The following is an 18348-nucleotide window of genomic DNA, read 5'->3' as shown; positions in this document are numbered from 1 at the left end:
CGGGGCCGCGCCGGTACATCCGCCCGCATCCGGACGGATCGGCTGTGGGCTGGAGGGTGCTGTCTTCTTTGGATCCGTCCGGATGCGGGCATTCGATGTACCGACACGGCCCCTTCCGCGCGCGGGCGACTGCGGGTGTCAATGGCCCACTTCCCAGCCGACCGAGACGGGCGGTGTGGGTGGGAAACATCCGGCGCGGAGCGCCGGGAAAGCGCCGCGGAGCGGCGTGGAAACGGGGCGCGGAGCGGCACAGAGACCGACGCGGAGCGGCGGGAAAATCGGCGCGGAGCGCCGAAGAGGGCCGCCGGTGTGGGCCCAGGGGCCAGGAGAAGGTAGCGTGCGTAACGCGCCTGCGGCGATTGTTCTCGGCCGCGCGCCTCTCGGCCATCCCGCAGAATGGATGGCGTAGGTGCGCCCGAGCGCGATCGGGCGCGGACGTCGACGCGGTCCTCCGGTCCGCTCCGTCCGCACCCCCGCCGAGTAATGGCGCACCCGTGAGACGGCGTAGGAGAGAAGCGATACCTGTGAGCGCAGCGACCACGCGAAGCCGCACCCCCGACCGCCTGTGCGCCGAGGCCGTCGACCTCGCCCGCGCCGCCGCCGAGGAGGCCGCCACCCCCGGCGTCGTCGGCGAGCATGTGGGGCTGGTCTCCGAGGGGGACCGCGTTGTCACGCACTTCTTCGAGTGCAAGGAGATGGGGTATCGGGGATGGCGCTGGGCCGTCACCGTGGCCCGCGCCTCCCGCGCGAAGTTCGTCACGCTCGACGAGACGGTGCTGCTGCCCGGTCCCGACGCGCTGCTCGCCCCGGAGTGGGTGCCGTGGAGCGAGCGGCTGCGCCCCGGCGACATGGGCCCGGGTGATCTGCTGCCCACGGACGCCGAGGATCTGCGTCTGGAACCCGGTTTCACCGGCGAGGACGAGCCCCCGCCGAACTCGCCCGTCTCCGAGGAGATGGCCGAGCTGGTGGAGGCGGAGGACGCGGAGGTGACGGGCGGGGCGCCCGCCGCGCTGCCGGTCGCGCCGAGGCGTGGGTCGATCGCCGCGGTCGCCGAGGAGCTGGGGCTGCGTCGGGCTCGGGTCCTGTCCCGGTACGGGCTGCATGTCGCGGCCGACCGCTGGGAGGAGTCGTACGGTCCGAAGACGGCGATGGCGCAGGCCGCGCCCGCAGCGTGCGTCAGCTGCGGTTTCCTCAACCCCATCGGAGGCTCGCTCGGACAGGCGTTCGGTGTCTGCGCCAACGAGTTCTCGCCCGCCGACGGGCGGGTCGTCTCCCTCTCGTACGGCTGCGGCGGCCACTCGGAGGCCGCGGTCATGCCGAAGCCACCCCGTCCCGCCCCGCCCGTCGTCGACGAGACCCGAGTAGACCCCTTCCCCCTCCGCCCGGCCCCCGACTCGGGCTCGGTCTCCATGACCCCCGACGAGTCCTCGGCAGAACTCGGCCACTCGTAGGGACCTCCAGCCTGTCCGGCGTCCGAGGACGAGCGCGAAGCACTATTACGGGGGTCTGGAGGCGGACCCCAGGTAGGGAAGGGCAGGGGCGGAGGAGGCGAAAACCCCGGCGCCCGCACCCGCCCACCGTGCCCCGGAAGAAGCCCTCGGCATACCCCCGCCCTCCTCGCGGTACCTTCATGCGGCGGCGGCGAGCTCAGCGTGCGGTCGCGGATCGCGAGAGGGAGAGTGAACCCGTGAGTAAGTTCGTGCGGCCGGCAGCCGAGGGCGCGGACCCGTTCGGGACGGCGCGCTTGCGACGCGGCCTGCTGGACGCCTGGGCGACCAGCCCGGCCCGTTTCCGCGAGGACGCCAACGCCGAGGAGGACCTCGCCCTCGGCGGCTACCGCGACCGACTCGTCGTCGAGCTCGCTCAGAACGCCGCCGACGCCGCCGCGAGGGCTCACACCCCCGGCCGCCTCCGGCTCACCCTCCGCGACGGCGTCCTCGTCGCGGCCAACACCGGCGCCCCCCTCGACGCGGCCGGCGTCGAATCGCTCTCCACGCTCCGCGCCTCCGCGAAGCGGGACGCGTCCGACACGGCCGTCGGCCGCTTCGGCGTCGGATTCGCCGCCGTCCTCGCGGTGACCGACGAGCCCGCCGTCGTGGGCCGTCACGGCGGCGTCCGCTGGTCGCTGGCCGAGGCTCGCGAACTGGCCGCCGACACCGCCCGCCACAGCCCCGGCCTGGGTGACGAGATCCGCCGCCGGGACGGCCATGTGCCGCTGCTGCGGCTGCCGTTCGCGGCCGAGGGCACCGCCCCGGACCCGTACGACACCGTGGTGATCCTGCCGCTGCGCGACCCGGCCGCCGAGGATCTCGCCGAGCGGCTGCTGCGGAACGTCGACGACGCCCTGCTGCTCGCCCTGCCGGGCCTGGAGGAGGTGGTCGTCGAGATCGGGGACGCGGAGGTACGGACCCTGCGCCGCCGCCGCGGCGACGACGACGGGCATGGCCTCGTCATCGAGGATTCGGGAAGCGGTAGTACCCGTTACCGGACCGTCTCCCATCAAGGTCCCCTCGACCCCGCCCTCCTCGTCGGCCGCCCGGTCGAGGAGCGGCTGCGTCCGCACTGGTCGGTGACCTGGGCCGTGCCCGTGGACGAGGACGGCTCACCGGGCCGCCCGCGCACGAGCCCCGTCGTGCACGCGCCCACGCCCAGCGACGAACCCCTCGGTGTGCCCGCCCTCCTCATCGCCTCGCTGCCGCTCGACACCGCCCGGCGCCACGCCGCCCCCGGCCCGCTCACCGACTTCCTCGTGGAGCGCGCGGCGGACGCGTACGCCGAACTCCTCGCCGGATGGCGGCCGGTGGGTACGGGCATCATCGATCTCGTGCCAGGCCCGCTGGGCAAGGGCGAGCTGGACGGCGCCCTGCGTCAGGCGATCCTCGACCGGCTGCCCCGTACCGCCTTCCTGCCGCCCGCCCGCGAGCCGGACGCTGCCCCGGACGCGCTCGCCGACTGGCCCGAGACCAGTGCGGCGGAGAATCCGGCCGTTCTGCGGCCCCGTGACGCCGAGGTCGTCGAGGGCGCGGGCGTGGAGACCGTCCGTGTTCTTGCCGAGGTGCTGCCCAGTCTGCTGCCCGCGGGCCTCGAACGCCGGGTGGAGCTGCGGACGTTGGGGGTCGCCCGCGTCCCGCTCACCGAGGCCGTGGACCGCCTGGCCGGGCTGGAGAAGGATCCGGGCTGGTGGCACCGCCTGTACGACAGCCTCGCCGGGGTCGATCCGGACCGGCTCTCGGGACTGCCCGTACCGCTCGCGGACGGCCGTACGACGATCGGTCCCCGGCAGATCCTGCTGCCGGTCCCCGAAGGGCCCACCCCCGACGACACCTGGGCCGCCACCTCAGACACCCTGGCCCGGCTCGGCCTCAAGGTCGCCCATCCGGACGCCGCCCACCCGCTGCTCGAGAAGCTGGGCGCCCTGCCCGCCACGCCGCTCGCCGTGCTCACCACCCCGCAGGTGCGCGCAGCCGTCGCCGCCTCGCTCGAGGACGAGGGTGTGGCGTGGGACGAGGACGCCCCGGACGCCGAGGAGCTGGCCGACACGGTTCTCGCGCTCGTCCGTGACGCCGGACTCGACCCCGGTGACGAGCCCTGGCTCGGTGCCCTCGCCCTCCCGGACGACGAGGGCGAGCTCGCGCCCGCGGGTGAACTCGTGCTGCCCGGCAGCCCGTTCGCCCGGGTGATGCGGGAAGGTGAACTCGCCTTCGTCGATCCCGAGCTGGCCGGGCGCTGGGGTGAGCAGCCGCTCGCCGCCTGCGGAGTGCTGGCCAACTTCGCCCTCGTACGGGCCACCGATGTCGTCCTGGACCCGGATGAACTGGAGCCGCGCGACTCCGACTTCGCGGAGCCTGATGACGCGGGCCTCCTTGACGCCGTGGACGTGTGGTGCGAGGACGTCCTGGACCGGCTGCCCGACACGCCGGTGCCGCCGGTCGCCACCGAGATCGTCGCCGTACGGGATCTGGACCTGGTGGACGACGAGCGGTGGCCGCAGGCTCTCGCGCTGCTCTCGCAGCCGCCGTTGCGGGACGCGCTGACTCAGCCGGTGCGCATCCTGCTGCCGGACGGCACGCACGAGGTCGTCCGGCCGTACACGGCCTGGTGGCTGCGCGGGCACCCCGTCCTCGACGGGCGCCGCCCGGCCGGTCTGCGGGCCGCGGGCGGCGATCCGCTGCTGCATGGCCTGTACGACGAGGCCGACGCCACCGGCTTCAACGACGAGCAGGTGCTGCGGGCGCTCGGCGTCCGCACGTCCGTGGCCGCCCTCCTCGCCGAACCCGGCGGAGCCGCCGAGCTGCTCGACCGGCTCGCCGACCCCGACCGCGATGTCTCGGGCTCCCAACTGCACGCCCTCTACGGGGCGTTGGCCGACCTGGATCCGGAGCAGGTGACTCTGCCGGACGAGGTGCGGGCCGTCGTGGATGGTGTGGTGCGGGTGGTGGACGCGGGCGACGCCGTCGTCGTGGACTCGCCCGATCTGCTGCCCTTCACGGGCGGTATGCCGCTGCTGCCCGTACGGCCCGCCCGCGCCGCCGATCTCGCCGAGCTGTTCCAGGTGCGGCGGCTGAGCGAGTCGGTGACCGGCGAGGTGACCTCCGAGGGCAGCGAGCACGACGTGCCCGAGTCCGTGCGGGTCCTGCTCGGTCCTTCGACGCCCGCCTCGTACGTGGAGCACGAGGAACTCGTGGTCGACGGCGTCGAGTTGGACTGGCGGCGTACCCGGGACGGCGTGCTGCACGCCGCCACCCTGGAGGGCGTGGCCGCCGGACTGGCCTGGGCGGCCGGGCAGTGGCCGCGCCGCTTCGAGGTCGCCGCCCTTCTGGAGGACCCGTCCCGCACCGAGGAGCTGGCGCGGGACCGCTGGTTCGACTGAGCCGGCCGGAGGCGGGGTGAGTGTGGTTTCCTCTCACCCCGCTGTGACTTTGGTAATCCGCACACAAAGTCTTCATCTCCCGTACAACCATTCACACCAGCCGCGGATCTGATCACCCGAGTCAACAGACTCCACGATCACTTGGGCCCCGTGCGACGACGAGCCGTGAGGAACGACCACCACCGGGGCCCCTTTCTCCACTTGGGGAACGCATGCGCATACGTGCCACCGTGGCCGCCGTCTCCGGCGCCCTGGCCCTCTCCGCCTTCGTCGTGCCGGGCGCCCACGCCGCCGACTCCGCCTCTTCGTACCGTGCGGACGTCGCCAAGGCGCAGGAAGCCGCCTCCGGCAAGGCCGCGTTCAGCACCTCCACCGCCGCCGACACCGGCACGCCGTACGCCCTCGACGCCACCTTCTCCAACATCAAGGTGAACAACGGCAGCGCCATCAAGGTCGGCACCACCAACCACGTCGCCGTTCCGGTCACCTACACCCTGACCCACGGCGCCGACGTCGACATCACCGCCGACGACTTCCTGACCGGCCCGTACCTCTACAAGGGCTCGTTCGACACGCCGGACAACATGCTCTTCGGCGACTACGCGGCGACCTGCACCGCCACCTCGTCGACCGTCGCCACCTGCAAGGGCGACATCGACATCTACCCGGCCGAGAGCGAGCTGATCAACTCGGACGCCGGTGCCTGGAAGGCCGCGGCCCTGGCCATCGCGTACAACGGCGAGGACCCGTCCAGCGACAACATCAACTGGGACAACGTCGGTTACGCCGACCAGGGCGGCTTCACCTCCCCCAACGTTCAGCGCTACTCCAAGCTGACGGTCAACGCCTCGCCGGAGCCGGTGAAGAAGGGCAAGACCATCACGGTCACGGGCAAGCTCTCCCGCGCCAACTGGGAGGACAACCTGTACCACGGCTACACCGGCCAGTCCGTGCAGCTGCAGTTCCGCAAGAAGGGCAGCGACACCTACACCACCGTCAAGACGATCAAGACGGACAGCACCGGCAACCTGAAGACGACCACGACGGCCTCCGTCGACGGTTACTTCCGCTACAGCTTCGTGGGCACCGCGACCACCCCGGCCGTCAAGGCCACGGGTGACTACGTCGACGTGCAGTAGTCGTCACTTCCTGTGATGTTCCGGCGGCGCTCCTGGGGGGAGCGCCGCCTTCACTTTCTGGGCCCGACGACCAGGGCATCGCGGACGCCACCATTACGCTCAACGGCCCGGGCTACGGCATCCTCACCACGTCCGAGGTGAGGTGCGGCGGCGGCACCGCGACGTCCGCGACCTGCAAGTCGGACTCGACGGGCAACCTGAAGACGACCACGACGGCCACGGTCGACGGGTACTTCCGCTACAGCTTCGCGGGCACCTCGACCACTCCGGCGGTCAGCGCCACGGGTGACTTCGTCGACGTGCAGTAACCCTCTCAAGCCGGTACGCGGCGGTCGACCCACCTCCACAGGAACTCCAGGGCGGCCGCCGCCACCACCGAGATGCCCACCGCGATCCACGGCATCGTCGCGCCGACCAGCTTCAGCGCGAAGAAGTGCTGCAGTCCCGGCACCACGAGCACCAGCAGGAACGCCCCGCCCATCGCGGCGACGAGGCAGATCCGCCACCAGGTGTAGGGCCGGGCGATGATCGCGAGCACCCACATCGAGATCAGGAAGAGCGCCAGCGTCGCGGCGCTGGTCTCCGCGTCCAGCGAGCCCGGCCCGGTGTAGTAGTGGCGGGCGATCAGATACGTCACGAACGTGGCGACCGCGGCGACGACCCCGCCCGGGATCGAGTACCGCATCACCCGTCGTACGAAGTGGGGCTGCGCGCGCTCCTTGTTCGGGGCGAGGGCGAGGAAGAACGCCGGGACGCCGATCGTCAGGGTCGACAGCAGCGTCAAGTGGCGGGGCAGGAAGGGGTATTCGACCTGCCAGCACACCACGAAGACGGCCAGCAGCACCGAGTAGACCGTCTTCACCAGGAAGAGCGTCGCGACCCGGGTGATGTTGCCGATGACCCTGCGGCCCTCCGCGACCACCGAAGGCAGCGTCGAGAAGCTGTTGTTGAGCAGGACGATCTGGGCGACCGCCCGGGTGGCCTCCGACCCCGTGCCCATGCTCACGCCGATGTCGGCGTCCTTCAGGGCGAGTACGTCGTTCACACCGTCGCCCGTCATCGCCACGGTGTGCCCGCGCGACTGCAAGGCGCCCACCATGTCCCGCTTCTGCTGCGGGGTGACCCGGCCGAAGACCGTGGCCTTGTCGAGTGACTTCGCCATCTCCTCCTTCTCGTCGGGCAGCCGGCGCGCGTCCACCACCTCGCCGCTGAGCCCGAGCTTGTCGGCCACCGCGCCGACCGACACCGCGTTGTCGCCGGAGATGACCTTGGCCTTGACGTCCTGCTCGGCGAAGTAGCGCAGGGTGTCCGCCGCGTCCGGACGCAGCCGCTGCTCCAGGACGACCAGGGCGCTGGGCCGCGCGGCCTTCTTGACCTCGGGATGGTCGAGGTCCTTCGAGCTCCGGGCGAGCAGCAGCACCCGCAGCCCCGCCTCGTTGAGCCGCTCGGTCTCGGCGAGCGCCGGGTCGTCGGCGGCCAGCAGGACGTCGGGGGCGCCGAGCAGCCACGTACTGGACTCGCCGTTGCCCTCGCTGAAGGAGGCGCCGCTGTACTTGCGGGCGGAGGAGAACGGCAGCGACTCGGTGCAGCGCCACTCCTCGCTGTCCGGGTAGGCGGCGATGATCGCCTGAAGGGAGGCGTTCGGCCGAGGGTCCGACTCGCCGAGCGCGCCGAGCACCTGGCCTACGTACGACTCGTCGGCACCATCGAGCGGGCGCAGCTCGGTGACGTCCATGCCGCCCTCGGTGAGGGTGCCGGTCTTGTCGAGGCAGACGGTGTCTATGCGCGCGAGGCCCTCGATGGCGGGGAGTTCCTGCACGAGGCACTGTTTCCGGCCAAGGCGGATGACGCCGATCGCGAAGGCGACGGAGGTGAGGAGGACCAGGCCCTCGGGGACCATCGGCACGATCCCGCCGACCGTCCGCGCGATGGAGTCCTTGAGGCCGTGCTGTTTGACCACCAGCTGGCTGATGACCAGGCCGATCGCGGTCGGGATCATCATCCAGGTCACGTACTTGAGGATCGTGGAGATACCGGTGCGCAGCTCGGAGTGGACCAGCGTGAACCGGGACGCCTCCTCGGCGAGCTGTGCCGCGTACGCCTCCCGTCCCACCTTCGTCGCCGTGAACGCGCCGCCGCCCGCGACGACGAAGCTGCCCGACATCACCGCGTCGCCGGGATGCTTGACCACCGGGTCGGCCTCGCCGGTGAGCAGCGACTCGTCGATCTCCAGGCCGTCGGCCTCGGCGCAGGTCCCGTCGACGACGATCTTGTCGCCGGGCCCGATCTCGATCAGGTCGTCGAGCACGATCTCCGAGGTGCTGACCTCGGCGGCGACCCCGGCCCGCCGCACGGTCGGTTTCGCCTCGCCGATCACCGCGAGCGAGTCCAGGGTCTGCTTGGCCCGCCACTCCTGGATGACGCCGATCGCGGTGTTGGCGATGATCACGTACCCGAACAGGCTGTCCTGGAACGGCGCCACGAACAGCATCACCAGCCAGAGCGCACCGATGATCGCGTTGAACCGGGTGAAGACGTTGGCGCGGACGATCTCGCCCAGCGAGCGGCTGCTGCGCACGGGGACGTCGTTGACCTCGCCGCGCGCCATCCGTTCGGCCACTTCGGCGGTGGACAGCCCCGGTGCCCGCGCCGGCGCGGGTATGGGCACGGGGTGAACGGGATCGAGTTCGGCGCCCGCGTCGATGTGCGTCATGCATTCGACGGTACGTGTGGAAATACGGCTTCACCTGCCGAGTGCCCCAAAGATCCGACCAGGGGAGGAGCGGGGGCTGCGGACAGTGATGCCCTGGGTGTACGTGGGGTGGTTACTCCGCGGCAGTGGGCTTGTGGTCGGTGCCGGCGGCCGCGGCCCGCTTGAGGGCGGCGTCGCGCCCGCGGACGTACCAGATGCCGATCAGGCCGAGACCGGCGCCGGCCAGGCAGGTCCACAGCCACCAGGTGTGCCCGTGGTCGTCGAACCAGCCGTAGAACGGCAGCTGCGCCAGGAAGAGGACGAACCAAAGGATCGTGCCGCCCGTGATGGTGGCGACGACGGGCCCCTCCAGGGGCTCCGGTGCCTCGTGCTTGGGGGTCCACTTCGCCATGTGCACAGCTTACGAGGGTCGTCCCGCTGCTGACTTCCTGGCCCGCGTCGCCCTTGTATACCAACGGTCTACGCGCGGAGATAGCGATTTCGGACTCATATGTTCATACTGAAACGGTCTGGGTCTGGCTCTTTCTGTTCGTACGAAACACCAACGGAAACGTCGAAGAAACCTGTTGGTGATCGCGCAACGGTCAGACTCGATCAAGTTCCCCCAGCCGCGCGCCGTCCCGCCCGGCGCCGTCCGGCCCGCAAGGCCCCCGCACGTATGAGGTCACGCATGTCCACCTCGGCCGCCACCAAGGCCACCGCCCCGCAGGAACCGGAGCCCCGGCCCGCGCAGGGTGTCCTAGACCGCTACTTCAAGATCTCCGAGCGCGGCTCCAGCATCCCGCGCGAGATCCGCGGCGGTTTCGCCACCTTCTTCGCGATGGCCTACATCATCGTGCTCAACCCGATCATCCTGGGCAGCGCGAAGGACATGTACGGGCACCACCTGGACAACGGCCAGCTGGTCACCGCCACCGCCCTGACCGCGGCCTTCTCCACGCTCCTCATGGGCGTCATCGGCAACGTGCCGATCGCGCTGGCCGCCGGCCTCGGTGTGAACACCGTCGTCGCACTCCAGCTGGCCCCGCGGATGTCCTGGCCGGACGCCATGGGCATGGTCGTGCTGGCCGGCTTCATCGTGATGCTGCTGGTCGCCACCGGTCTGCGTGAGCGCGTCATGAACGCCGTGCCGCTGGGCCTGCGCAAGGGCATCTCGATCGGTATCGGCCTGTTCATCATGCTGATCGGCCTGGTCGACTCCGGATTCGTCACCCGCATCCCGGACGTCGCCCAGACCACGGTCCCGCTCCAGCTCGGCTCCGACGGCCACCTTCACGGCTGGCCCGTCCTGATCTTCATCCTCGGCACGCTGCTCACGCTCGCGCTGATGGTGCGCAAGGTGCCGGGCGCGATCCTGATCTCGATCGTCACGATGACCGTCCTCGCGCTGATCATCAACGCCGTCGCCACGATCCCGTCCTGGGGCCTGACCACCCCGAAGTGGCCCGGCAACCCGGTCGCCACCCCGGACTTCGGTCTCGTCGGCAAGGTCAGCCTCTTCGGCGGCTTCGGCAAGGTCGGCGTACTGACCGGCATCCTCTTCGTCTTCACCGTGCTGCTGTCGTGCTTCTTCGACGCGATGGGCACGATCATGGGCGTCAGCGACGAGGCCAAGCTGACCGACGCGCAGGGCCAGATGCCCGGCATCAACAAGGTCCTCTTCGTCGACGGCCTCGCGGTCGCGGCGGGCGGTGCCACGTCCTCCTCGGCCACCACCGCGTTCGTGGAGTCCACGGCGGGCGTCGGCGAGGGCGCGCGCACCGGCTTCGCGAACGTCGTCACCGGCGGGCTGTTCGCCGTCGCGCTCTTCTTGACTCCCGTCGCCACGATGGTCCCGTCGCAGGCGGCCACCCCGGCGCTGCTCGCGGTCGGCTTCCTGATCCTGTCCCACTCGGTCAAGGAGATCGACTGGGCGGACTACACGATCGCCATTCCGGCCTTCGTGACGATGCTGATGATGCCGTTCACCTACTCGATCACGAACGGCATCGGCATGGGCTTCATCACCTTCGTGGTGCTGCGCCTGGCGGCGGGCCGGGGTCGCGACATCCCGGTCCCGATGTACGTCGTCTCGGCGGTGTTCGGCTTCTACTACCTGATGCCGGCGCTGGGACTGACCTGACCGGTGGGGGTCACGTGACCCCGTAGAACTTCTCCGTCTCCTCGACCGCGGTCTGGAACCGCTCGTCGAAATCATCGCGAATGAGCGTCCGGACGACATAGTCCTGGACGCTCATTCCGCGTTTGGCGGCATGGTGCCGGAGCCGGTTGAGCAGCTCCCCGTCCATCCGCAGGCTGAGCACGCTGGTCCCCATGGAGTCGAGGGTCGCGGGACCCCGGCGGGGGAGGGGTCACTTTTCGGAGCCGACTCACTCATATGAGTGATGTAGGGGTTCAGTGGCGCGGTTCACGGGCATTCGACTGTTCTTTAGCGAGAGTAATGAGTTACGCTAAAGAACATGCCTGACCTCACCCATGGCGACGACGAGGCCGCCGTGAACGCCTTGCGCTCCGCAGTGATGCGGTTGTCGCGTCGACTCAAGCACCAGCGGGTCGACGAGTCGCTGAGCCCCACCGAGATGTCGGTGCTCGGCACCCTTGCCCGCTGCGGCACCGCCACGCCGGGCGAGCTCGCCCGCAAGGAGCATGTGCAGCCGCCCTCGATGACCCGCATCGTCGCGCTGCTCGAAGCCAAGGGCCTGGTCAGGCTGGAGCCGCATCCCGAGGACCGGCGCCAGAAGGTCGTGACGCAGACCGACAAGGCCGAGGCGATGCTCGAAGAGAGCCGCCGCAAGCGGAACGCGTTCCTGGCCGGACTGGTCGAGGCCCTCGACGAGGACGAATGGGCGAAGCTCCGCGAGGCCGCCCCCGTCCTCGAGAAGCTCGCGCATCTGTGACAGCCCATCCGTGACAACCGGCGGCCTTCTCCCCCGAAGGCCGCCCCCGACCAAGCGCCGACGCCCTCCCATGACGCCGACGTCACCGACTGCCTAGGAGGCGAGCCCTTTTGAGTACGGGACCCGGAGCAGACTCCGCCCCCGCACCAGCCACCCACGACTCCCCGCCCACCCCGGACAGCACCTCCCGCTCCTCGATGTTCAGCTCGCTGAGGATCCGCAACTACCGCCTCTTCTTCCTGGGCCAGGTCGTCTCCAACACCGGCACCTGGATGCAGCGCATCGCCCAGGACTGGCTGGTGCTGAGCCTGACCGGCTCGTCCGCCGCGGTCGGTATCACCACCGCGCTGCAGTTCCTGCCGATGCTGCTCTTCGGGCTGTACGGCGGCGTCCTCGTCGACCGTCTCCCCAAGCGCCCGGCCCTGCTGGCCACCCAGACGGCGATGGGCCTCACCGGCCTCGCGCTCGCCTTCCTCACCCTCTCCGGCCACGTCCAGGTCTGGCACGTCTACCTCGCCGCCTTCGCCGTCGGTCTCGCCACAGTCGTGGACAACCCGGCCCGGCAGTCCTTCGTCTCCGAGATGGTCGGCCCCGGCCAGCTGCAGAACGCGGTCAGCCTGAACTCGGCGAACTTCCAGTCGGCCCGCCTGGTCGGCCCCGCCGTCGCGGGCCTGCTGATCACCGGCGTCGGCACCGGCTGGGCCTTCCTCTTCAACGGCCTGTCCTTCGTCGCCCCCATCGCCGGCCTGCTGATGATGCGGGCCCGCGAACTGCACGTCGTCGAGCGGGCGCCGCGCGGCAAGGGCCAGCTGCGCGAAGGCCTGCACTACGTCGCCAGCCGTCCCGAGCTGATCTGGCCGATCGTCCTGGTCGGCTTCATCGGCACCTTCGGCTTCAACTTCCCCGTCTGGCTGTCGGCGTACGCGGACGACGTCTTCCACGCGGGCGCCGGCGCGTACAGCCTCTTCAACACGCTGATGGCGCTCGGCTCGCTGGCCGGCGCGCTGCTCGCCGCCCGCCGCGGCACGGCACGCCTGCGCGTGCTGATCGCGGCGGCGGTGGCCTTCGGCGCCCTGGAAGTCGTGGCGGCCACGGCTCCCTCCCTCTGGCTCTTCTCGCTCCTCATGGTCCCGCTCGGCATCTTCGGCCTCACGGTCAACGTCACCGCGAACACCTCGGTCCAGATGGCCACCGACCCGGCCATGCGCGGCCGCGTCATGGCCCTGTTCATGATGGTCTTCATGGGCGGTACGCCGCTGGGGGCGCCCCTCGTGGGCTGGGTCACCGACGCCTATGGCCCCCGCGTCGGCTTCGCCCTCGGCGGCCTGGTCTCCCTGGCGGCCGCGAGCGGCGTCGGCCTGGCCCTGGCCCGCATCGGTGGCCTGCGCCTGTCCGTCGCCTGGCACCACGGCCATCCCCAGGTCCGCTTCGTCCCCAGGGAACAGCGGGAGCGGCTGGCCACGGCGGCGTGAACCGTGGGTCGCCCGGTGATCCGTTCCCTGGAAGGGTGACGCCATGAGACTCTTTGCGGCGGTACTGCCCCCGGCCGGTGTGATCCGCGAACTGGCCTCGGAAGTCGATGAGTTGGAGCGGCTGCCGGGCGCGGACGAGCTGCGCTGGACGGGCCGTCCCGGCTGGCACTTCACGCTCGCGTTCTACGGCGAGGTGGACGAGGAGATCGTCCCGGACCTCTCGGAACGGCTGGCGCGGGCTGCTCACCGCACGGCCCCCTTCCCGCTGTCCCTGCGCGGCGGCGGGCATTTCGGGGGCCGGGCGCTGTGGGTGGGGGCGTCGGGAGACATCGGCGCCATGCGGCTGCTGGCCGGCCGCGCGGAGGCGGCGGGCCGCAAGGCGGGGATCCCGACGGAGGAGCACCGGCACTACCGCCCCCACCTGACCGTGGCCCGCAGCCGCGCTTCCGCCGACTTCAAGCCCTATGTCACCGCCCTGGACACGTTCGCCGGGCGGGAGTGGACAGTGGGTGAGCTGTGTCTCGTCCGCAGCAACCTGCCGAAGTCCGGGGTGCCGGGTGAGCAGCCCCGATACGAGACGGTGGCGAGCCGGCCGCTGGGGGTGGCCGCCGGGCCCGCCGCGGCGGCCGGTTAATCTCGACTCCGTGGACCCGAAGACCCGTAACCGGATCATGGCCGGTGTGCTCGTGCTGATGTTCGTCGTGGTGGCCCTGGCGGCGGCGGTCAGATAGACCGCCACCGCCGGATGCCCCCTGCCCCGCCGGGCTACCAGGCGAACGCCTCCGGAGACGGACCGGGACCCGGGAAGATCTCGTCGAGTCCCGCGAGAACGTCCTCCGTCAGCTCCAGCTCCACCGCGCGCAGCGCGGACTCGAGCTGTTCGGCGGTGCGCGGCCCGACGATGGGGCCGGTGACGCCGGGCCGGGTCAACAGCCAGGCCAGCGCGGCCTCGCCGGGCTCCAGCCCGTGCTTTTCGAGCAGATCCTCGTACGACTGGATCTGCGCGCGGATGGAGGTGTTGGCGAGGGCGTCGGCGGCCCGGCCGCTCGCCCTGCGTCCGCCCTCGACCTCCTTCTTGATGACTCCGCCGAGCAGACCGCCGTGCAGCGGCGACCAGGGGATGACCCCGAGCCCGTACTCCTGCGCGGCCGGGATGACCTCCATCTCGGCGCGCCGCTCGGCGAGGTTGTAGAGGCACTGCTCGCTGACGAGACCGATGGTGCCGTGCCGCCGGGCGGCGATCTCGTTGGCCTGGGCGATCTTGTACCCCGGGAAGTTGCTGGACCCGACGTAGAGGATCTTGCCCTGCTGTACGAGGGTGTCGATGGCCTGCCAGATCTCCTCGAAGGGAGTCGAGCGGTCGACGTGGTGGAACTGGTAGATGTCGATGTAGTCGGTCTGCAGGCGCCTCAGGCTGGCCTCGACCGCCCGCCGGATGTTCAGGGCGGAGAGCTTGTCGTGGTTGGGCCACGGGTCGCCCTCGGCGGCCATGTTCCCGTACACCTTGGTGGCCAGGACCACCTTGTCGCGCCGGTCACCGCCCTGGGCGAACCAGTTCCCGATGATCGATTCCGTACGGCCCTTGTTCTCGCCCCAGCCGTACACGTTCGCGGTGTCGAAGTAGTTGATTCCCGAGTCCAGCGCCGCGTCCATGATGGCGTGGCTGTCGGCCTCCTCGGTCTGCGGACCGAAGTTCATGGTCCCGAGAACCAGCCGACTGACCTTGAGTCCCGTGCGTCCGAGCTGCGTGTACTTCATGAGCGCCTAGCCAACGCGCTGGAGTGCGCTCTATGCAAGGGAGGTCGCGTTGACCATGGCACGCCGAGATTCGGTCAGGCGGTTTCGGCTGTGTACGGCTCTCCTAGGTCCCACGCCTGGTACATCGCCTCCGCGAACCCCTCCGCGATCTTGTGTTCGCCGCTCGCGCTGGGGTGTGTGCCGTCGTACGTGTCGAAGGTGATGTCGTACGACGGAGGCGGCGACGCCAGGAGGAGGGGGGAGCGGGGTTCGTCCAGGTCGGCCACGGCCTTGGCGAGGAGTTCGTTGAAGGCGGCGACCTCGGCGGCGAAGGGGGCGTCGGTCTCGGCGCGGACGTTCCGTATCACCGGGAGCAGGACCATGCGGATCCGGGGGTTGGCCGCGCGGGCCTCCGCGATGAAGGTGCGGGCGTTGTCGGCCGTCTGGGGCGCGTTCGTGTAGAAGCCGAGGTCGATCAGGCCGAGCGACACCAGCAGGACGTCCGCCCGCTGGGAGCGGACCTCCTCGCGGATCAGCGGGGCCATGTGGAGCCAGCCCTCGCCCCAGCCGGCCAGGTGGGCGCGGGGGAAGTCCGGGTCCGCGTACTCGTGCGAGTCGGGGGACTCCGTGGCCTTGTCGTAGAGCGTCTCGCGCGGGCCGACGATCTTGAACGGGCCCCCGTACGTCGCGCGCAGGTGCTGCCACAGTCGGTAACGCCACGTGTGTTCGCCCGCGCTTCCGATCGTCATGGAGTCGCCGACGGGCATGAACCTGAGCATCCGCTCATCATGGACGATCAGCGGGGATGGCATGAGCTGGGGTGGGGTGTGAGGCTGGACACGCCTTCCAGTCTGGCCCAACAAAGCACGGCGAGCCACGGTCGGCCTGAACGACCGGCCGGGATGGCAGTCTTGGCCCATGCGCCGATCCCTTCCCCGCCTCGCCGGAGCCCGAGCCGCAGCCGCAGCCGCAGTCACAGCCGCCGCCGCAGCCGCCCTCGTCATCGCGCTCCCGGCGTCGGCCGTCGCCGGCAGCGGGGACGACGGGTTCACGATCAAGGACCCCAGGATCACCGAGTCCAGCGGACTCGCCGCCTCCCGCGCCCACCCCGGGATCTACTGGACCCACAACGACAGCGACGACGGGGCCTTCCTCTACGCCGTCGACAGCAAGACCGGCAAGACGGTCGCCACCATCACGATGAGCGGCGTCGGCGCCCCCCGGGATGTCGAGGCGATCTCCCTCGGGCCCGACGGCGACCTCTATGTCGGCGACATCGGCGACAACCTCGGCGGCAAGTGGGACCACGTGTGGATCTACAAGCTGCCCGAGCCGAAGGTGCTCAAGGACCAGACGATCCGCGCCACGCAGTACGTCGTGAAATACGCGGACGGCCCCCGCAACGCCGAGGCGCTGATGGTGCATCCCAAGACCGGGCGGGTCTACATCGTCGACAAGAACGAGGACGGCGGCCATCTGTACGAGGGCCCCGCCCAGCTCTCCGCCTCCGGTACGAACGTCTTCAAGCCCGTCGCCACCGTCGACCTCTGGACCACCGACGGCGCCTTCTCGCCCGACGGCGAGCAGCTCGCCGTACGCGGATACTTCGGCGGGATCGCCTACCGGTGGAACGACGGGAAGATCAAGAAGCAGGAGCGGCTGAACGTGCCCCTGCAGGGGCAGGGCGAGTCCGTCACCTACACCCCCGACGGGTCCAAGCTCATGTACGGGAGCGAGGGCGCGGGCAGCGCTGTGCAGCCGGAGAGTGTGCCGGGAAGCGGCGGCTCCGGGTCCAAGTCGCCCTCCGGGGGCGGTGATTCGGCTGTCGACGGCAGTGGGATGAGCGGCGGGTTCAAGGTCGGCGCCCTCGCCGTCGCGGCCACCATCGCCGTTGCCATCGGGTTCAGGCGGCTGCTGCGCCGAAGCTGAACCGCGAGGTCACGAACATGGGGAACGCGGCGTACACCCAGAGCGGGGAGACCGTCGTCGCGTCAAGGCCGATCACAACGGGGCCGTGGCGGCGGGCGGTTCGGTGACCCTCGGGTTCGGCGGGGCGCCGGGCGGCGGGGGAACGCGGGCGGTGACCTGCACGGCGACATGAGCAAGGGGCGCCCGGCACGATCACGCGCCGGACGCCCCCATCGCCGTACCGAAAACGGCTACAGCTTCTCGATCACGTAGTCGACGCACTTCGTCAGCGCCTCGATGTCCGCCGGGTCGATGGCGGGGAACATCGCGACACGGAGCTGGTTGCGGCCGAGCTTGCGGTAGGGCTCGGTGTCGACGATGCCGTTGGCGCGCAGGACCTTGGCGACGGCGGCGGCGTCGATCTCGTCGGCGAAGTCGATCGTGCCGATGACCTGGGAGCGCTTGGCGGGGTCCGCGACGAACGGGGTCGCGTACTTGCTCTCCTCGGCCCAGCTGTAGAGGCGGGTCGAGGAGTCCTTGGTGCGGCTCGTGGACCAGTCGAGGCCACCCTGGCCGTTGATCCACTCCAGCTGCTCGTTGAGCAGGAAGAGGGTGGCGAGGGCCGGGGTGTTGTACGTCTGGTTCTTGCGGGAGTTGTCGATCGCCGTGGGGAGCGAGAAGAACTCCGGCACGTGGCGGCCTGAGGCGTGGACGCGCTCGGCGCGCTCGATCGCGGCCGGGGAGAACACGGCGATCCACAGGCCGCCGTCGGAGGCGAAGGACTTCTGCGGGGCGAAGTAGTAGACGTCGGTCTCGGCGATGTCGACCGGGAGGCCGCCGGCGCCGGACGTGGCGTCCACCAGGACGAGTGAGCCCTCGTCGGCGCCCGGCACCCGCTTGAGCGTGGCGGCGACACCGGTGGAGGTCTCGTTGTGGGTGAAGGCGTAGACGTCGACGCCCGCCTCGGCGGCCGGCTCGGGGTGCGTGCCCGGGTCGGAGGAGATCACGGTGGGCTCGGCGAGCCAGGGCGCGAGCTTGGCGGCCTTCGCGAACTTGGAGGAGAACTCGCCGAAGGTGAGGTGCTGCGACTTGTTCTCGATCAGGCCGTGGGTCGCGACGTCCCAGAACGCGGTGGAGCCGCCGTTGCCGAGGACGACCTCGTACCCGTCGGGCAGGGAGAACAGCTCGCGCACGCCCTCGCGGACGTTGCCGACCAGGTTCTTCACCGGGGCCTGGCGGTGGGACGTACCGAGCAGGGAGCTACCGGTCGCGGCCAGCGCGTCCAGCGCCTCCGTACGCACCTTGGAGGGGCCCGCGCCGAATCGTCCGTCGGCGGGCTTGATGTCAGCGGGGATCTGGATATCAGCCACGTCGGGAGCCTAGCTGTTTCGGGAAACCTGGGCGAAATGTGGTCCGTCGGCTGAGACGGTGGGGCCCTACGGGGTTTCGCCCCCGCCGCCCCTACCCTCCCCCACTCTCGGCTTCGCTCGAGCGGGGGGACCCCATCGTCCCTGGGGGCTGCGCCCCCAGACCCCCCTTGTCGCGCTTCGCGCTCGTCCTCAAACGCCGGACGGGCTGAAAACTGCTCGTCGTCGACCGCGGTGAACAGGTT

15 protein-coding genes are annotated in these 18348 nt (G+C 70.6%); 9 read left to right on the top strand and 6 right to left on the bottom strand.

The features are described 5' to 3' along the window. The first annotated feature begins 524 nt into the window (after window positions 1-524). From AB0D27_RS41825 to AB0D27_RS41810, 4 genes are all read left to right on the top strand, one after another. Window positions 525-1451 (top strand): DUF3027 domain-containing protein, encoded by a 927-nt coding sequence (locus tag AB0D27_RS41825; protein WP_362519934.1) that lies wholly within the window; start codon window positions 525-527, stop codon window positions 1449-1451. Between the two features lie 236 nt (window positions 1452-1687). Then, complete coding sequence (locus tag AB0D27_RS41820) at window positions 1688-4870, top strand: molecular chaperone Hsp90 (protein ID WP_362519931.1); 3183 nt, start codon at window positions 1688-1690, stop codon at window positions 4868-4870. A gap of 212 nt (window positions 4871-5082) precedes the next feature. Then, window positions 5083-6009, top strand: coding sequence for a hypothetical protein (locus AB0D27_RS41815; protein ID WP_362519928.1), 927 nt, complete (start codon window positions 5083-5085; stop codon window positions 6007-6009). A gap of 137 nt (window positions 6010-6146) precedes the next feature. After that, window positions 6147-6317 (top strand): hypothetical protein, encoded by a 171-nt coding sequence (locus AB0D27_RS41810; protein WP_362519936.1) that lies wholly within the window; start codon window positions 6147-6149, stop codon window positions 6315-6317. A 5-nt stretch (window positions 6318-6322) separates the two neighbouring features. Here the strand turns inward: AB0D27_RS41810 and AB0D27_RS41805 are convergent, their stop codons facing one another. Together AB0D27_RS41805 and AB0D27_RS41800 are read right to left on the bottom strand one after the other, a co-directional pair. After that, a complete protein-coding gene (locus tag AB0D27_RS41805) occupies window positions 6323-8722 on the bottom strand; it encodes a cation-translocating P-type ATPase (RefSeq protein ID WP_362519925.1) in 2400 nt (799 codons plus the stop codon). Window positions 8723-8834: 112 nt separating this feature from the next. Further along, window positions 8835-9113: a DUF2530 domain-containing protein gene (locus tag AB0D27_RS41800; RefSeq protein ID WP_362519922.1), complete on the bottom strand. Its 279-nt coding sequence runs from the start codon at window positions 9111-9113 to the stop codon at window positions 8835-8837. Window positions 9114-9392: 279 nt separating this feature from the next. Here AB0D27_RS41800 and AB0D27_RS41795 point away from each other — a divergent pair, with 279 nt between their 5' ends. Then, window positions 9393-10844, top strand: a complete 1452-nt coding sequence (locus tag AB0D27_RS41795; RefSeq protein ID WP_362519919.1) for an NCS2 family permease — start codon at window positions 9393-9395, stop codon at window positions 10842-10844. 10 nt (window positions 10845-10854) lie between these two features. Here the strand turns inward: AB0D27_RS41795 and AB0D27_RS41790 are convergent, their stop codons facing one another. Then, complete coding sequence (locus AB0D27_RS41790; RefSeq protein ID WP_362519917.1) at window positions 10855-11037, bottom strand: ribbon-helix-helix protein, CopG family; 183 nt, start codon at window positions 11035-11037, stop codon at window positions 10855-10857. A gap of 144 nt (window positions 11038-11181) precedes the next feature. On the opposite strand from AB0D27_RS41790, the gene AB0D27_RS41785 reads away from it, so the two are divergent. The 3 genes from AB0D27_RS41785 to thpR all read left to right on the top strand — a co-directional run bounded on the left by AB0D27_RS41785 (window position 11182) and on the right by thpR (window position 13725). After that, window positions 11182-11619, top strand: a complete 438-nt coding sequence (locus AB0D27_RS41785; protein ID WP_362519914.1) for a MarR family transcriptional regulator — start codon at window positions 11182-11184, stop codon at window positions 11617-11619. A 110-nt stretch (window positions 11620-11729) separates the two neighbouring features. Further along, window positions 11730-13091, top strand: coding sequence for an MFS transporter (locus tag AB0D27_RS41780; RefSeq protein WP_362519911.1), 1362 nt, complete (start codon window positions 11730-11732; stop codon window positions 13089-13091). Between the two features lie 43 nt (window positions 13092-13134). Next, window positions 13135-13725: an RNA 2',3'-cyclic phosphodiesterase gene (thpR, locus tag AB0D27_RS41775; RefSeq protein WP_362519908.1), complete on the top strand. Its 591-nt coding sequence runs from the start codon at window positions 13135-13137 to the stop codon at window positions 13723-13725. 131 nt (window positions 13726-13856) lie between these two features. Here thpR and AB0D27_RS41770 read toward each other — a convergent pair whose 3' ends face one another. Together AB0D27_RS41770 and AB0D27_RS41765 are read right to left on the bottom strand one after the other, a co-directional pair. Then, window positions 13857-14849 (bottom strand): aldo/keto reductase, encoded by a 993-nt coding sequence (locus AB0D27_RS41770; protein ID WP_362519906.1) that lies wholly within the window; start codon window positions 14847-14849, stop codon window positions 13857-13859. A 74-nt stretch (window positions 14850-14923) separates the two neighbouring features. Continuing rightward, on the bottom strand, window positions 14924-15607 hold the full coding sequence (locus AB0D27_RS41765) for an SGNH/GDSL hydrolase family protein (RefSeq protein ID WP_362519903.1): 684 nt from the start codon (window positions 15605-15607) through the stop codon (window positions 14924-14926). A 139-nt stretch (window positions 15608-15746) separates the two neighbouring features. Here AB0D27_RS41765 and AB0D27_RS41760 point away from each other — a divergent pair, with 139 nt between their 5' ends. After that, a complete protein-coding gene (locus AB0D27_RS41760) occupies window positions 15747-16757 on the top strand; it encodes a WD40 repeat domain-containing protein (RefSeq protein WP_362519900.1) in 1011 nt (336 codons plus the stop codon). 230 nt (window positions 16758-16987) lie between these two features. On the opposite strand, the gene serC is transcribed toward AB0D27_RS41760, so the two are convergent. Continuing rightward, entirely contained in the window at window positions 16988-18106 is a 1119-nt protein-coding gene (serC, locus tag AB0D27_RS41755; protein ID WP_362519898.1) for a phosphoserine transaminase, read from the bottom strand. Between the last annotated feature and the right edge of the window lie 242 nt (window positions 18107-18348).

The sequence above is a fragment of the Streptomyces sp. NPDC048415 genome, from assembly GCF_040651675.1.
Lineage (GTDB): Bacteria > Actinomycetota > Actinomycetes > Streptomycetales > Streptomycetaceae > Streptomyces.
This window is presented reverse-complemented; position numbering and strand designations above follow the sequence as displayed.

Coding starts and splice junctions, on each gene's coding strand:
- AB0D27_RS41815 (WP_362519928.1), top strand. CDS start 5,083: ATGCGCATACGTGCCACCGTGGCCGCCGTCTCCGGCGCCCTGGCCCTC.
- AB0D27_RS41805 (WP_362519925.1), bottom strand. CDS start 8,722: ATGACGCACATCGACGCGGGCGCCGAACTCGATCCCGTTCACCCCGTG.
- AB0D27_RS41800 (WP_362519922.1), bottom strand. CDS start 9,113: ATGGCGAAGTGGACCCCCAAGCACGAGGCACCGGAGCCCCTGGAGGGG.
- AB0D27_RS41795 (WP_362519919.1), top strand. CDS start 9,393: ATGTCCACCTCGGCCGCCACCAAGGCCACCGCCCCGCAGGAACCGGAG.
- AB0D27_RS41790 (WP_362519917.1), bottom strand. CDS start 11,037: ATGGGGACCAGCGTGCTCAGCCTGCGGATGGACGGGGAGCTGCTCAAC.
- AB0D27_RS41785 (WP_362519914.1), top strand. CDS start 11,182: ATGCCTGACCTCACCCATGGCGACGACGAGGCCGCCGTGAACGCCTTG.
- thpR (WP_362519908.1), top strand. CDS start 13,135: ATGAGACTCTTTGCGGCGGTACTGCCCCCGGCCGGTGTGATCCGCGAA.
- AB0D27_RS41770 (WP_362519906.1), bottom strand. CDS start 14,849: ATGAAGTACACGCAGCTCGGACGCACGGGACTCAAGGTCAGTCGGCTG.
- AB0D27_RS41765 (WP_362519903.1), bottom strand. CDS start 15,607: ATGCTCAGGTTCATGCCCGTCGGCGACTCCATGACGATCGGAAGCGCG.
- AB0D27_RS41760 (WP_362519900.1), top strand. CDS start 15,747: ATGCGCCGATCCCTTCCCCGCCTCGCCGGAGCCCGAGCCGCAGCCGCA.